11 protein-coding genes are annotated in these 16,476 nt (G+C 34.2%); 7 read left to right on the forward strand and 4 right to left on the reverse strand.

All coding sequences use genetic code 11. From position 1 onward, the window contains the following. Positions 1-56: 56 nt before the first annotated feature. From DMB71_RS04510 to DMB71_RS04525, 4 genes are read right to left on the reverse strand one after another with little or no spacing between them, the layout of a single operon-like run. Positions 57-1,247: an AGE family epimerase/isomerase gene (locus DMB71_RS04510; RefSeq protein WP_111364039.1), complete on the reverse strand. Its 1,191-nt coding sequence runs from the start codon at positions 1,245-1,247 to the stop codon at positions 57-59. A gap of 6 nt (positions 1,248-1,253) precedes the next feature. Further along, on the reverse strand, positions 1,254-2,444 hold the full coding sequence (locus DMB71_RS04515; RefSeq protein WP_111364041.1) for a glycoside hydrolase family 130 protein: 1,191 nt from the start codon (positions 2,442-2,444) through the stop codon (positions 1,254-1,256). 28 nt (positions 2,445-2,472) lie between these two features. Next, a complete protein-coding gene (locus DMB71_RS04520) occupies positions 2,473-3,864 on the reverse strand; it encodes an MFS transporter (protein WP_111364043.1) in 1,392 nt (463 codons plus the stop codon). Positions 3,865-3,900: 36 nt separating this feature from the next. After that, positions 3,901-5,037, reverse strand: a complete 1,137-nt coding sequence (locus DMB71_RS04525) for a glycoside hydrolase family 26 protein (protein ID WP_239452924.1) — start codon at positions 5,035-5,037, stop codon at positions 3,901-3,903. A gap of 305 nt (positions 5,038-5,342) precedes the next feature. Between DMB71_RS04525 and DMB71_RS04530 the strand changes: the two genes are divergently transcribed. From DMB71_RS04530 to DMB71_RS04560, 7 genes are all read left to right on the forward strand, one after another. After that, complete coding sequence (locus tag DMB71_RS04530) at positions 5,343-6,221, forward strand: AraC family transcriptional regulator (RefSeq protein ID WP_111364044.1); 879 nt, start codon at positions 5,343-5,345, stop codon at positions 6,219-6,221. A 315-nt stretch (positions 6,222-6,536) separates the two neighbouring features. Continuing rightward, positions 6,537-9,728 carry a SusC/RagA family TonB-linked outer membrane protein gene (locus DMB71_RS04535; protein WP_111364046.1) on the forward strand — a complete coding sequence of 1,064 codons (3,192 nt, stop codon included), beginning with the start codon at positions 6,537-6,539 and terminating at the stop codon, positions 9,726-9,728. A gap of 13 nt (positions 9,729-9,741) precedes the next feature. Beyond that, positions 9,742-11,340, forward strand: a complete 1,599-nt coding sequence (locus tag DMB71_RS04540; protein ID WP_111364047.1) for a RagB/SusD family nutrient uptake outer membrane protein — start codon at positions 9,742-9,744, stop codon at positions 11,338-11,340. Between the two features lie 19 nt (positions 11,341-11,359). Beyond that, on the forward strand, positions 11,360-12,397 hold the full coding sequence (locus tag DMB71_RS04545) for an IPT/TIG domain-containing protein (protein WP_111364049.1): 1,038 nt from the start codon (positions 11,360-11,362) through the stop codon (positions 12,395-12,397). A 98-nt stretch (positions 12,398-12,495) separates the two neighbouring features. Continuing rightward, entirely contained in the window at positions 12,496-13,728 is a 1,233-nt protein-coding gene (locus DMB71_RS04550; protein ID WP_111364051.1) for a glycoside hydrolase family 27 protein, read from the forward strand. An 11-nt stretch (positions 13,729-13,739) separates the two neighbouring features. Then, complete coding sequence (locus DMB71_RS04555) at positions 13,740-14,705, forward strand: glycoside hydrolase family 5 protein (protein ID WP_111364053.1); 966 nt, start codon at positions 13,740-13,742, stop codon at positions 14,703-14,705. A 598-nt stretch (positions 14,706-15,303) separates the two neighbouring features. After that, a complete protein-coding gene (locus DMB71_RS04560; protein ID WP_111364055.1) occupies positions 15,304-16,395 on the forward strand; it encodes an outer membrane beta-barrel protein in 1,092 nt (363 codons plus the stop codon). Positions 16,396-16,476: the final 81 nt, after the last annotated feature.

Here is a 16,476-nt window from a genome sequence, read left to right on the forward strand (position 1 = left end):
TCTATCGGGGCTAGGGCTATACGTTCTGTAAGACGTTTTGATTTTTATTTGAAACCTTAATTCTCAATTCGATGAATAAGCTCTAGGCAAGCACGGCCATTATGATACGGACATTTCCAAAATCCAGCTTTGTCTTTTTTCATTACACTATAATCCTCAGAAACTCCCCAAAACCATTCTCCATTCTGCAGATCTATGATGTGTTTTTTTATGAATTTCCAGTTTTTGTAAACGATATCCAGATATTCTTCTTTTTGGGTTAATTGATAAGCATTATAAAAACCAATTAAAGCTTCTGCCTGTGGCCACCAATGCTTTTCAGCGATTAATTCATTTTTTTCAGGATCAAATTCATACCATAAACCGCCATCAGAATCAAGACCTTTTTTGGTAGCCTCTGCCATCTGAATGGCATATTTTTGATAGTTGGCAATCAGAGTTTCATTTCCTGAAATTTCGGCGCATTGCTGTAAAAGCCAAGCTGCTTCAATATCATGTCCGTATGAAATAACATCTGGTTTTTCTTTCCAGTTTTCATCAAAAAACAAACGCAAATGTCCTGTTTTGGTATTGATGAAATACTTTTCGATGGTTTCAAGTAATTCGATTATCGTAGCAAGCAATTTTTCATCTTTCCAAACCTTGTATAAATTCGCATACCCTTCAATAATATGAAGATGCGTATTCATAGTTTTCTTTTCGTTGGCATCTTTTGCGCTTAAACGTAAATCTTCAATGGGTTGCCAATCTCTCGTGAAAGCTTCCAAATAACCTTTATTTACAGGATCGTAACTGTATTCTTGAATTTTTAGATATAAACTTTTAGCTATTTCTAAAGCTCTTTTTTCATTTGAAATCGAATAATATTCAGACAATCCATAAATCGCAAAGGCTAAAGCATAAATTTGGTTTTTGGTATCTTTTGGAGTTTTATCCTCATTTATGCTCCAAAAAAGACCTCCAAATTGTGTGTCATAAAAATAAGCTGCAAGAAACTCAAATGCCCTTTCTGCCAGTTTTTTGTGGTTTTCATTTTTTGTTGTTTTGTAGCTGGCAGAAAACGTCCAAAGGATTCGGGCATTTAGAACCGAACCTTTTTCTGCATTGGCAATCAGATGATCGTTAAAATCAATTTGCCCAACAAAACCTCCATTTCGATCATCAATAGTACGTTCTGACCAATAGTCTAGAATGGAATCCAGTTCTGCGGTTAATTCTGATTTTAAAAGCTTGAGTTGTAATGACACGGTATTTTAAATTGCGTTATTTTTTTCGATTTGATTAATGATAGTCTGCACCGAACCAGCAGAAACAAAAGTATCTGCAGGCGTGTTGATTACATAATCGACTAATTTGTCCACGGTTGAAACGGCCACGTGCATTCTCGTATCAGATGAAGCGTAATAAATGTAAACTGTTCCGTTTTCGTCCTCAATCCATCCGTTAGAGAATAAAACATTCGAAACGTCGCCAACTCTTTCGATTCCTTCTGGTCCCATAAAATGTCCAGCAGGAACGTGTGTAACTTTCGAAATATCATTCAAATCGGTCATAAACATATATAGAGTATAGCGTAATCCTGCAGCAGTATTACGAACACCGTGTGCTAAATGTAACCATCCTTCTGAAGTTTTAATTGGAGCAGGACCCAAACCATTTTTCAATTCATAAATAGTATGATATTGTTTTCCGAAAATGATTTTCTCGTCTTTAACAATTGGGTTTTTCATGTCTTCAACATAACCCAAACCAATTCCGCCTCCAGAACCAACATCGATAAAACCATCTTGCGGACGCGTGTATAAAGCGTATTTTCCGTTTACGAATTCTGGATGTAATACCACATTTCGCTGCTGTCCTGTATTCGAAATCAAATCAGGAAGTCTTTCCCAGTTTACTAAATCTTTAGAACGAACAATTCCCGCATTGGCTACAGCCGAACTTGTGTCGCCTTTTGGAGCATTTGGATCTTTTCTTTCTGTACAGAAAATTCCGTATACATAACCGTCATCGTGATTTATTAAACGCATATCGTACACATTTGTATCAGGCTCTTCGGTTTGTGGGATTACGCAAGGTTTATCCCAAAATTTGAAATTATCAATTCCGTTTGGGCTTTCTGCAATGGCAAAAAACGATTTTCTATCAATTCCTTCTACACGAACGGCAAGTAGATATTTTCCGTTCCATTTCATTGCGCCAGCGTTGAAAGCGGCATTTACACCGATTCTTTCCTGTAAAAAAGGATTTGTTTTTTCGTTAAAATCAAAACGCCAGTTTAACGGAATATGCGCCGCAGTAACAACAGGATTTTTATAGCGCTCATAAATGCCATTTCCTACAGTTTCCTGCGGCTCGTTTTTTTGTTCAATAAGTGTTTTATGTTCGTTTTCTAATGCCGATTTTCTTTCTTGAAAATTGACTGAAGATGTTATTGTTGTCATATAAATTGATTTCTTTGTCTTTGGTTTTTTATTGATTTTGATCTCTCTTTTCGTTTAAATCCTGTTCTATAATCTGTAATTTTTCTTCTGATAAAGGGTAAAATGCGATAAAAGCTACTGATATTGCGGCCGCAATTGCAGGTAGTATACTTAACATTAATTGAATTCCGTTTTGTGCTGTTGCAGTTTGTTCAACATTAGCTTGAAAACCGAAATAACCCAAAAGCCATCCAGCTCCAGCACCGCCAATGGTCCAGCCAAATTTTTGAGACATTGAGGATGCTGAAAATACTAATCCTGTCGCTCTGCGTCCTTGTTTCCATTCCGAATAATCGGCGCTGTCGGCATACATTGACCAGATTAATGGGAAAATACATCCCGCACAAATACTGATTAAAACTTGGAAACTCATGATTAAGAAAACATCTTCTTTTCCGAATAAATAGAAAATAAGACTTAAGATTGCTGCCAAAGCCATTGCACCAAAAAAGGTTTTCTTTTTACCGATTTTATTGGCAATAGGAGTTGCAATAATGACTCCGATGATGTTTGCTGCTTGTCCTAAAACCAAATAGATTGACGTTGGCGTCATATGAAAATCAGTTCCGAAAAGCGAAAAATCAAAGTTTACAGAACTGCTTACATAATATTTAAAATAATAAACCGCCGCTCCGTCGCGAATAGAATTGAATACTAAGGCTCCGATTCCTGCTCCAAGTAGAATCCACCACGGTTTATTTTTCCAAAGATCTTTTAAGTCTTCCTTTAAATAATTTTGTTCATCTGCAATTGGTTTGATTCTTTCTTTGGTGAATGCAAAACAAGCCCAGAAAAATATAGTTGTAATGAATCCGAAAACGGCAATTGTTGCCAGCCAGCCCGATTTAGAATTTAGATTTCCTCCAAAATAATTTACCAAAGGTTCAATTAGCCAAAGCGCCAATAAACTTCCTCCGAAAGCAAAAACCATACGGTAAGATGAAAGTGTGTTTCTTTCTTTTCGATCAGAAGACATTACGCCCAAAAGTGATGCATAAGGAACATTGATTAAAGAATAAATCATCATCATTAAAGAATAAGTCACATAAGCGTAGATGATTTTTCCTTTTTCATCAAAATCTGGAGTGTAGAAAGTTAAAACTCCAATCACGGCAAAAGGTATGGCAACCCAAAGAAGATAAGGTCTGAATTTTCCCCATTTGCTTTTGGTTCTATCGGCTAGAATTCCAACAATTGGGTCAAAGCAGGAATCCCAGATTCTAGTAATTAAAAACATGGTTCCCACTACAGCAGGTGCCAATCCGAAAACGTCGGTGTAGAAAAATAGGAGATACATACTGAAAATTTTCCAGAACATAGATGAGGCGGCGTCTCCTAGTCCGTAACCGATTTTTTCTTTTAAACTAATTTTGTCGTACATTGGTTATTTTTTAAGGTTTTAATTTGTTTTGGGCGGTTATTTTAGTTTTTTCGGAATGTCTTTTTCAAATATAGTCTGATCTAAATTATAGAAATCAACAAAATCTTTTTCGCTTACTTGTTCATTAAATGGCACGTAATAATGCATTTTCTGTTCTTTTTCCTGCCAGCCGTGATTCCTCCACAACAAAACATAAGAAATTTTATAATCTCCAATGGCTTTTAATAAAGTTCCTGTCCACCATTTTGGATCTGGAATAGCTTCGTAACCAGCTTCTGCCAATGCCATTAATTTATGCTTTTTTACGATGATCTCATTTAGTATTTTGAATTGATTTTGAACTTCTCTGATAAATTTTTCGCCATTTGGATCATCATTATTTTGATAAGTGTCAAAACTTAAAATATCAGCATAATCATCTCCAGGATAATTGGCTAAGAAATCGGCTTCACTGCCAAAACTTCCTGTGTTGTAGATATAAATTAGATTGTGAACGCCTTTTTTCTGTAAATAATCAACTGTAAATTTCCAAGCGGTTTTAAATTCTTCGGGAGTGCAATTTCCTTTTCCCCACCAGAACCATCCTCCTGTAAGTTCATGAAAAGGTCTAAATAGAATAGGAACATTTTTTCCGTTTTTATCTTTTAAAGACAAAAAGAAAGCCGCAGCTTTATCTAGCCAAGAAGCGAATTTTTTATGGTTTTCGGCTCCTGGTAAAATCGTTTTTAGAGAATTAGGAACGTTATCCCAAGCATTTTTTCCTGTGGCAGGATTATCAAAATGCCAACTGATAGTTGAAATTCCGCCTCTTGCATTGGCCTCTATAATATATTGTTTCATTTTAGCGAAAGGAACACCATCAATGTTATTGGGTTTGTCATTTTCTAAACCTGCAATGTCCCATCCATAAATTGCTGGATAATCGCCGACAACATCTTTTACATCACTTCGCCCGTCTTCATATTTCCATTTTACACCATAGGCCAAATCGTCTTGATGTCCAAATAAGAATCCTTTTTGAGATAATGTATTTAAGTTTTTATAAAGTGATTGAGTTTCGGGAGTGGCTTTTTTATCTGAAAGTGATAAAATAGTATTACTGTTGCTTTTTTGCGATTCGCACGAAGCGCTTATAAAAACAGCAGTTAGAAGCATGATAAAATGTTTTTTCATTGTCAGGTTATTGATTATTAATGGCGTTAAATGCTAAAGTTACAATGATTTATGATTCTAAAATCTATTGGTTTTTTATTGGAAAATTCTTTAGCGATTTGTCTTTAAAATTATTAAAACTATAGAAAGTTATTTGATAAAAAATGATTAATGTTTATTATTAATATTCTTTTTAAAGAAATGATAATTAATTTTTTCAAAGATAAACGGATGATTAAACTGTAATTAATATTATTTTATCAATTATATATCATATTATTGCAGTCAAAAAAAGAATATCATCTTTCTGAAAAATACTTTTTAATATGAGTACTACGAAAAATTTTTATAGAGAAATAGCGCCGCTTGCTGCAAGTGACAGTTTTTTGGTTTTTGACCGCGTAAAAGATAGTTTCGATTTTCCAGTCCATTACCATCCAGAATTTGAGATTAATTTTATCTTAAATGGAAAAGGAGTAAAGCGAGTTGTGGGGGATAATATTGAAGAAATTGATAATGTAGAATTGGTTTTGATTGGGCCAAATTTATATCATGGATGGGAGTTAAATAAATGCACGAATAAAAAGATACATGAAATAACCATACAGTTTCATAATGACTTATTTCATGAATCTTTGCTTGCAAGACGTATTATGAATCCGATTCGAGATATGTTTAACCGATCTATTCATGGGATTTTATTTTCAAAAAAAACTGCCGAAGAATTGATGCCAAGGCTTGTGAGGCTTTCTAAACTAGACGGTATGGATTATTTTTTGGAGATCACTTCTTTATTATATGATCTGGCCAATTCTAGAAATCAACGTTTGCTTTCTACATATACAGTGGACTATGATACGTTTGATGATTACGATAAAATGAAATTGGTTTACGAGTATGTGCAGAAAAATTTTGCAGAAAAAATTACTTTAGAAGATGCGGCAAATGTAGCGAGCATGTCTATTATTTCTTTTAACCGATTTATTAAAAAACGTACGGGAAAAACTTTTGTCAATTATATAAATGATATTCGAATTGGCTATGCTGCTCGCTGGCTGGTGGAGAAAGATATGAGTGTTTCTGAAGTTGCTTTTAAATCTGGCTTTAACAATATTGCAAACTTCAATCGCAGTTTTAAAGCGACTAAAAATTGTACGCCAAGTCAATATCGTGAAGAATTTTCAGGTTTGAAGCGTATTTTATAGTGATACTTTTTTATCACAAATAAATATTATTTTTAACGAAAACGTTTGCTTTTCGAGATTTCATTGGTTTTTATTCATTGTTTAGGTTCTTTTTGAGGAGTGTAATTGCGAATAATTTAATTTTTATGTGATTTTATTTTCATATATGTTTTTTTAATCGCTTACAGTAAAAATATTATCATTAAATGATATAATATTATCGATTTGATAATTCTCTCTGTTATAGATTTGTTAAATAATTTAAAAGTAAAAATTATCCAGGCATTTTACTTTTCAGATTATGCAATAAACAAATTTAACTAACCAAACATTATTATGAAAAAACTAATGACTAACTTTCTTCATTGGAATGCTAACCACAGAGCGGTTCCTTTGATTTTATTCTTGCTTCTGACTAGTAATTTTATTACTGCTCAGGTTAAAATAACAGGAGTGGTGTCTGATGATAAAGGAATGACAATTCCTGGAGCCAACATTTCTGTTGTTGGATCTAAAAATACTGCATCCTCAGACTTTGACGGTAAATATAGTATTGATGCTCCTTCAAATGGGACTTTGGTAGTGTCATTTATCGGTTTCGATTCCCAAAAAATTGCCATTGCGGGCAAAACTAAAATCAATATTTCTTTAAAACCATCTTCAGAAGACTTAAAAGAGGTTGTTGTAATTGGTTATGGAACTCAGAAAAAGAAAGATGTAAACGGTGCTATTTCTTCTGTTCGATCAAAAGATATTGAAAACTTAAAGCAGGTTTCTATTGATCAGATGCTTCAGGGGAAAGCTGCCGGAGTTTCGGTAACAAATAACTCTGGCCAGCCGGGTGGTGCAGCTTCTGTGAGAGTTCGTGGAACGACTTCTATTACAGGAACAAATGAGCCTTTGTATGTAATTGATGGTGTGCCAATTTCTGGAGATGCAACTGGTAAATCTACGAGCGGACAAACTTTGGCTGGTAAAGACGGATTTTCTGCTTCTGGAGGAAGCGGTAATACAGCTATGAGTCCGCTATCTATGATTAATCCAAATGATATTGAATCGATGGATATTTTGAAAGATGCCTCTGCAACTGCAATTTACGGTTCTCGCGGTGCAAATGGTGTTATTATTATCACAACTAAATCTGGTAAAAAAGGAGGCGGAAAAGTATCGTATGAGAACTATACTTCTTTTGCAACAGTAAGTAATAAATTGGATGTTTTAAATTTATCAGAATATGCAACTTTAAAAACCAATCTGGCTAAACAATGGGGTTTTCAGACTCGTCAGGAGTTTTCTCATCCGGAATTGTTAGGAGCTGGTACAAATTGGCAGGATGAAGTATATAGAACGGCTATTTCAAACAGTCATCAGCTTTCGTTTTCTGGTGCAAAAGATGGAACAAGTTATTATTTGTCTGGGAGTTATTTAGATAATGAAGGAACTATTATCAATTCTGGATTAAAGAGATATACTGTTAGATTGAATTTAGATTCAAAAATTAAATCTTGGTTAAGAGTTGGTGGAAATTTAACTGGAGGTATTACAAACGAAAGAATTACAGTAAACCAAAGCTATTCAGGATTAATTTCAAATACATTATTGCAATCTCCTGATATTCCAGTTAGAAATATTGATGGCTCATTTGCAGGTCCGCCATCTTCTGAACAAAGTGTAACGTATTACAATCCAGTGGCAGAGGCATTGACGAGAGATAATAAATTGGTTAGAAAAAATTTCTTAGGAAATGTTTATGCTGAGGCAGATATCGTTAAAGGATTAAAGTATCGTATTGAAATTGCGGCAAATACTGAGTTTTCTGAAAATGATGACTTCAGACCATCTTATGCATGGGGAAGCCAAGTGAATTTATTAGCAGATTTAGACGTAAGAAGACAAAACTGGTACTCTACAAATATTAAAAATTTATTGACTTACGATAGAACTTTTGGTAAGCACAAAATTACGCTTTTGGCAGGTCAGGAAGCAAATGATTCTCATTGGGAAGGTTTGATTGCATCTGCGCAAGGGTTTAAAACCAATTCAATTCATACCATTAATTTAGCTGATGTTGATAATAATACCATAACGCAATATAAAGGAAGCGCTTCGCTTTCGTCTTTATTTGCTCGTGTTATTTACGATTTTAATGATAAATATAGTATTACGGCTTCTATCAGACAGGACGTTTCGTCTAAATTTGATCCGACTACAGATAACCAAAAAGGAGTTTTTAATGCTATTTCAGGTTCATGGAAATTGTCTAACGAATCTTTTATGGAAGGAACTCGTAAATATGTAGACAATATTAAATTTAGAGTTGGTTATGGAGAAACTGGAAATCAGCAGATTCCAAATAACAGTTACTCTGCAATGTTAGGAACTCAAAACTCAGGTTTAGGAAGCGGATTCTTGCCGTCAAATTACCCAAATCCAGATTTAGTTTGGGAGTCTTTGAATCAGACTAACTTAGGTATTGATTTTACATTGTTGAACAATAAGCTTTCTGCAAGTTTTGATGTTTATGATAAAAAATCTAAAGGATTCTTGTTTCAAGTGCCATTGCCTTTATATCTGACAGGTGGTGGAGGTCAGTACGGAGGAGTTTCTGCTCCATATTCTAACCTAGGAACTATGAGTAATAAAGGTTATGATATTACGGTTGGATATGATTTAAGATCTTCAGGAAACTTTAATTGGGACGCATCTTTAGTCGTTTCTCATTACAAAAATAATCTTGACGAAATCGCTAACGGAATTGTGCTAACTCAAGAAGTTAATACTAACGGATATCAGCCAGTTGTGGTTACCAATACTACAATTGGAAATCCAATTGGATTGTTCTATGGATATAAAACAGATGGAATTTTTAAAGATCAAACGGTTTTAGATAATGCACCGCTTCAATTTGGTCAAGCAGTTGGAAATGGAGCAGGAGAAACAGCTTTAGGCGATGTTAAATATGTGGATGTAAATGGAGACGGAAAAATTGATGCAAATGATAAAACATTCATCGGAAATCCGCATCCAAAATTCACTTATGGATTTACAAACAATTTCAAATATAAAAACGTAGATCTTTCTATTTTTCTTCAAGGTTCATACGGAAATGATGTGATGAATTTGACTAGAAGAGCCGGTACAACAAATGCGTCTTTGTATGATAATCAATTAGTGGAGGCAATGGATTATTATTCTCCAACAAATACAGCAAGTAATAACCCAAGACCAATTGCAGACTCTTCAAATAATAATCTTCTTATTTCAGATCGTTATGTTGAAGATGGATCATACTTAAGAATCCAGAATGTTACACTAGGGTATTCTTTGCCACAAGATGTAATTTCAAAATATAAAATATCAAGATTAAGATTGTACGGGTCTGCTCAGAACCTGTATACGTTTACAAATTATTCAGGTTACGATCCAGAGATTGGTTCATTTAATCAGAATGTGCTTTTATCAGGAATTGACAACGGAAGATATCCGGTAGCGAGAACATTTTTAATTGGACTTAACCTAGAATTTTAAAAATTAAAGAAAAATGAAAAAGAAATCTTTTTTAAATAGATATAGCCTGCTTTTTATAGCAGTTGCATTTTTGACTTTCGGATCTTGTCAGGATGATTTTACCGACAGGCCTTCTGAAGATGGAATAAGTTTGGATTCGTATTACAGCACAGATGACCAAGTATCGTCGGCAACAAATGGTATGTATAGCAGAACTTGGTTTCAAATGTATAATAAATTCTGGTGGGCGCTAGAAGTAGGATCTGGAAACATGTATTCTGGTTCTCCTGACGTAAGCGGATTAAGAACTTTCTCTTTAAACGGAAGTGATCCAGAATTAGTAAACGGCTGGTCGTCTTTATGGGCAAACGTACAGCAGTCTAATATGATTATTAATTTTCTTGCTGCAAGAGTAGGGCCAGGAGTTTCTAAAGATGTCTTAAATAATACTATTGGAGAAGCTTATTTTATGAGAGCTACTGCGTATTTTGATTTAGTAAGGCTTTGGGGACCAGTGCCAATTATTGAAAACCCATTAGACTACACGAGTAATCCTTATGTAAATACAAACCCAGTTGAGGATATTTATAAATTAATCACGTCAGATTATTTAAAGGCGATTGATTTACTGGTGGCAAAAAACAGAGGAACAAATTATGCAAATAATGGACATGTTTCTAAAGGTTCTGCAAAAGCAATGCTGGCAAAAGTGTATTTGTATCAAAAAGATTATGCAAAAGCACGAGCAATGGCAGAAGAGGTGATCAATAGCGGTGAGTTTAAACTTTTAGGAGGAGATCAGCTTCCTGGGAAAAGCTTTGGCGATTTGTTTACGTATGCGAACAATAATAACGAAGAATCGATTTTTGCTATACAATGGAAAGGAGATGGAGCTTACGGATCTGCAAACAATTGTAATACACAATTCGGATTTCAAGATGGTACATTATCAACTTCTAATGCATCTTATGCTGGAGTTTTTGGCCCAAGCCAAGAAGTTATACTGTCTTTATATGGTGCTGGAGATTTAAGAAAACATGAAACGGTAATGATTGGCGGCGATACTTATCCAAATATTAAAACTACACAAGGAATAGGGTTTACAGTTCCGTCTGGTAAAGATCTTGCTCAGGCGTCTGGAGGAGCAATTAAAAAATATTGCATTGGAGTGGTTAACGGAAATGTTACAGGCCAGGCAGACGGATGGGCAATGATGGATAACAATACTTATGTAATGCGTTACGCAGAATTGCTATTAATTCATGCTGAAGCAGTTTTAGCGGGAGGAGCAAGCACATCAGATGCAGCGGCTTTAAGCTCAATCAATGCGGTAAGAAAGAGAGCTGGTTTGGCCGCTTTAGCTTCAATTACTTTTGATGATATATTTTTAGAAAGAAGAAAAGAATTATGTTTTGAAGGAGATTATTGGTTTGATCTAGGACGTATAGATAAAGCGAAAGCAATCGCTATTATGTCGGCGCAAAATAGAGGAGATAGATACGGAGAACGCCACTATACACCAGTTTATAGTGAAGATCACGCAACAAATGATTTCTATATGGACTATCCAGATAATGAAGTGGCTAAAAACCCGAAGTTGTTGCAGGCTCCAGTTCCGTATACTTTTAAATAATTCCTAAAATTAGATTAATATGAAAAATATAAAAATAAAATACCTTTTGCCTTTCATCGCAATGGCATTTATGGTACTGGGCGTGTTTTCATCATGTGAGAATGATGATTCTTCAGGAAGTTCTGGAGCGCCAGTCATTACAAGTGTAGCAAAATCCGTTGAAGGTGATTTAGTTCCTGTCACAGTTGGAGATCCTAAAAACTATTATATTATTCAAGGGCAAGGACTTTCTGGTGTTACAAAAATTTACTTTAATGATTTTGATACCTATTTTAATCCTACACTAGTTACAGATACTGCAATTTTTGTTTTAATTGATGAAAAAACACCTTATGCAGATGCAAGCAATAAATTGAAATTGGTTACAAAGCAAGGAACAGTTTTATATGATTTTGTTATAGCGCCTCCAACGCCGAAGTTTGGAAGTTATAATCCGATAAATGCCGCAAATGGTGATGTGGTTACCATTTATGGAGATTATTTTCTTGATCCTATAGTTAAGGTTGGGACAGCGCAGGCAGAAATAGTTTCTTCCTCATTAACAGAGATTAAATTTAAAATGCCAGCAAATTCCGCAGATAAATATGTAAGCGTTACCAATATTTCAGGAACGACTATATCTGAAGAAGCAATCGGATCAGCCTTATATGATGATGTTCTTCAGGGTGATGCAGGACATTGGATGTGGAGCGGAAGTGATACTTTTGATACTAATTTTAAAGATGATGTAGTGCAAGGCCAAGCAGCGATTAAATTTGTTTTTGGCGGATGGAATGGAGCTGACATGAAATTTAACTCAAGAGATGTTTCTAAATACAAAGCCTTTAGAGTAAAAGTAAAAAGTGTTTCTACTAATACAGATGCCAGTGTGATATTTGTTTTTGGCGGATGGGCTTATCAAATTAAAAAGCCATTAACTAACAAATGGACTACTATTGAAATTCCGTTTTCTGACATTGGAAATCCAACAACATTTGATCAGCTTACACTTCAGGAATCTGGAAATTTTGGAGGAAATACAATTCTTATGGATGACATGGGATTTGTTTTAAAATAGAAGTAAAGAATCTATTTTGGTTTTAGTTTTGTTTCAAGTATTCCCTAATCTACTCAATTAGGGAATACTTTTTTATTATACATTTAAATTTAATTTTGATGAAAAGAATAATTTTATTGTTCTCTCTGTACTTTTCAGTTTTCAGTTTCGGTCAGGGAAATACGCATAAACAATCAGGAGGAAAATACGAAGGATTAGCAATGACTCCGCCAATGGGCTGGAATTCGTGGAATACTTTTGCAACAAATATTGATGAAAAATTAGTAAAAGAAACTGCCGATATTATGGTTTCTTCGGGGTTAGCTGCTGCTGGTTACAATTATATTGTATTAGATGATGGCTGGATGATGCACGAACGTGATGTAAACGGCGATTTACTGCCTGATCCTGAAAAATTCCCAAGCGGAATGAAAGCTCTTATTGATTATGTTCATAGTAAAGGCTTGAAATTTGGATTGTATAATTGTGCCGGAACCAAAACCTGTGCAGGTTATCCAGGAACAAGAGGATATGAATATCAGGATGCCAGATTTTATGCAAAACTTGGAATCGATTTTTTAAAATACGATTGGTGTAATACAGAAGGAATTACTGCAAAAGAAGCCTACACAACAATGAGCAATGCATTAAAAACAGCTGGAAGGCTAATTGTTTTTAGTCTTTGCGAATGGGGAGACAATCAGCCGTGGGAATGGGGAAAACCAGTTGGAAATCTTTGGAGAATTTCGGGAGATATTTATCCGTGTTTTGACTGCGAATTTAAACACCCAGAAAATTGGTCGTCCTGGGGATTTATGAAAATTGCTGATATGAGAAAAGATATCCGTAAATATTCTGGCCCAGATCATTGGAATGATTTTGATATGATGGAAGTTGGAAACGAAATGAACGATACCGAAGATAAAACGCATTTTGCAATGTGGTGTATGCTTTCGTCGCCATTATTTACTGGAAATGATTATAGAAAAATGTCAAAAGAAACTTTGACAATTTTGACGAATAAAGAACTTTTAGCTGTTAATCAGGATAAGCTTGGAATTCAAGGTTTTAAATACACTGTTTTAGATGGAGTAGAAGTATGGGTAAAACCTCTTTCAGATGGTGCTTGGGCAGTAAGTTTTATAAATGGAACCGAAACTTCAAAAAAAATCATTTTCGACTGGAAGAAAAACAATATTAAAGATGCTGATTTTGGTTATGAAGCTGACTTTAGTAAAACCATCTTCAAAATAAAAGATCTTTGGAAAAACAAAGAAATTGGAAGCACAAAAAAGGGTTTTACAGCCGAAATAGCTTCACATGATGTTATTACCTTAAAACTAATCCCTTAAATCAATACATTATGAAATCAAAGTTTTGGTATGTCGCCTTTTTGCTTTTGTTATTTGTTAATATGTCAAAGGCTCAATTTGTAAAAAAGCATGGACAGCTGAGCGTTCTCGGAACTCAGCTTGTAGATAAAGATAATAATCCAATTGTACTCCGCGGATTAAGTTTTGGGTGGCATAGCATGTGGCCGAGATTTTATAATGAAAAAGCAGTTAGCTGGCTAAAAAAGGATTTTAATTGTAATGTGGTTCGTGCTGCAATGGGAATCGAACTTGGTGATTACTCCTACATAAAGGATCCTGAATTTTCTAAAGAGAAAATAGAAGCAGTTGTAAATGGCGCTATAAAATCGGATATCTATGTCATTATAGATTGGCATAGCCATAATATAAATTTGAAAGAGGCCAAAGAGTTTTTTGCAGAGATGTCAAAAAAGTATGCCAAGTATCCTAATATTATATATGAAGTGTTTAATGAACCAGATTATGAGACTTGGTGGGAAGTTAAAAATTACGCCGAAGAAGTAATTCGAGTAATTCGTGAAAACGATCCTAATAATATTATTCTAGTTGGCTGTCCCCATTGGGATCAAGATATCGATCTTCCAGCTGAAGATCCGATAAGAGATTATACTAATATAATGTATACCATGCATTTTTATGCCGCAACTCATGGCAAAGAATTAAGAGATAGGACAGACTTGGCTATCAAGAGAGGTCTTCCGGTTTTTATTTCAGAATCTGCTGGAATGGAAGCTTCTGGTGATGGACCTCTAAATTATAAAGCTTGGCAGGAATATATAGATTGGATGGAATCTAAAAAACTGAGCTGGATTACTTGGTCAGTATCAGATAAAGATGAAACGTGTTCTATTTTAAAAAACTCGGCTAAATCTGATGGAAAATGGAAAGATGAAGATTTAAAGGATTCAGGAATTAAAGTTCGTGAGTATTTAAGAAGATATAATAATGCGGAATAAGTAGTTAGGATGTTTTTTATAAAAGCCCGTTCATTTAAATGAACGGGCTTTTTTTGATTTTTTATATATGAATCATAATGCTTTTATAATCTTAATAGCGAAGTGTTTTGTAAGGTGTGTTTTTGTGAGAATTTATTTTGGTTGGAATTGATTTTTATCTTGTCTTTTATAATAGTGTTTGTAAAGTTATTTTTTTTTAATTTTTATAAATACCCCCATTTTTTATAGGGGTATAATTTTTTAATATGTTGTTTTTGATATTTTTGGTTTTGTTTTTGTAGTATTTTTTGTTTTAACCTGTGTAAAAAATGAAAATTTGTTCTAAAATTCGTTGTTGAATTTTCAAAAAGAATTATCTATAAATGTCAAATCACGATTATTGGTGACTTAATTTTTGTAATCCGTAATTCTTCATGTAAAACATCAAAAAACCAGTTTTGAATTATTCTACTCATACAAAAGTTAATAAATTCGCTAATGAAAATGATGATGATTTGAACGGCGTATGAAAGGTTTTAGAAATGACTTATACTATTAAATAGATATATAAAAGATTAACTAACCAGAATCAATTAATAACTAAAAACCAAATTAAAACATGAAAAAAGCATTTCACATTTTAGCCGCGATGTTAACAAGTTCTTTTGCCTTTGCCCAAGAAGAGGAAGCAGCAGCTCCGCCAGCAACCACATGGGGAGGTTCTGCAGATGCGTACTATAAATATGATTTTTCAAAACAAATGAATGGATTAACGAGCTTTACCAACTCACAAAATTCATTCGAATTAGGAATGGCATCGATTGAAGCGAGCCATACTTTTGGAAAAGCTTCTGTTTTTGTAGACTTAGGTTTCGGAAAAAGAGCAGCAGAATTTTCATATAACGAAACACCAGATAAAGATGCAAGCGCAAAATTTATGATTAAACAATTATTTTTTACATATAATTTGACCGATGAATTTAAAGTAGTAGCTGGTAGTTTCGGAACCCATATAGGCTATGAAGTATTAGATGCAGTAGATAACAAAAATTACAGTATGTCTTATGCGTTTTCTTACGGACCGTTTTTTAATACGGGGGTTAAAGCGCAATATACTTCTGGTAAATTTACAGCGATGTTAGGATTAACCAACCCAACAGACTTTAAATCGGCTATGGATGCAGGTTCGTATCAAAAAACGTTCATTGGACAAGTAGGATATATAGGTGATACAGGAAGCGCTTATTTGAATTTTACAACAGGAAGCACTAATCCAATACCAGGAAGTACAATTCCGGTTTCAGACGAAAATAAAACACAGTTTGATTTAACAGCATCTAAAACAATTTCAGATAGTTTTGCACTTGGGTTAAATGCAACGTATGCTAAAACGACAAATGATTTTGACAGTAATTTAGATGGAGATTGGTTTTCTTTGGTAGGATATGCTAATTATACTTTCAATCCAGCATTACTTTTAGCTTACAGAATGGAATATTTTGATGCTAAAAATGCAGCTCCAAGTTTAGGAACTTTAGCAGGATCAAACGTATTTGCAAATACAGTTTCTTTAAATTACAAAGTTGGGAAACTTACTATAATTCCTGAGCTAAGATACGATGCAGCCTCTGAAGATATTTTTTTAGATAAAGATGCATTGCCAACAGGCGGAAGTTTCTATGCCTTAATTGCAACAACATACTCTTTCTAGAGGTAAAGATTGATATTTTTTTTTTTTTTTGGAGCTGTCGAAACATATTATTGTTTTGGCAGCTTTTTTATTTTTTAAGAG

This window comes from Flavobacterium tistrianum (assembly GCF_003254545.1).
Lineage (GTDB): Bacteria > Bacteroidota > Bacteroidia > Flavobacteriales > Flavobacteriaceae > Flavobacterium > Flavobacterium tistrianum.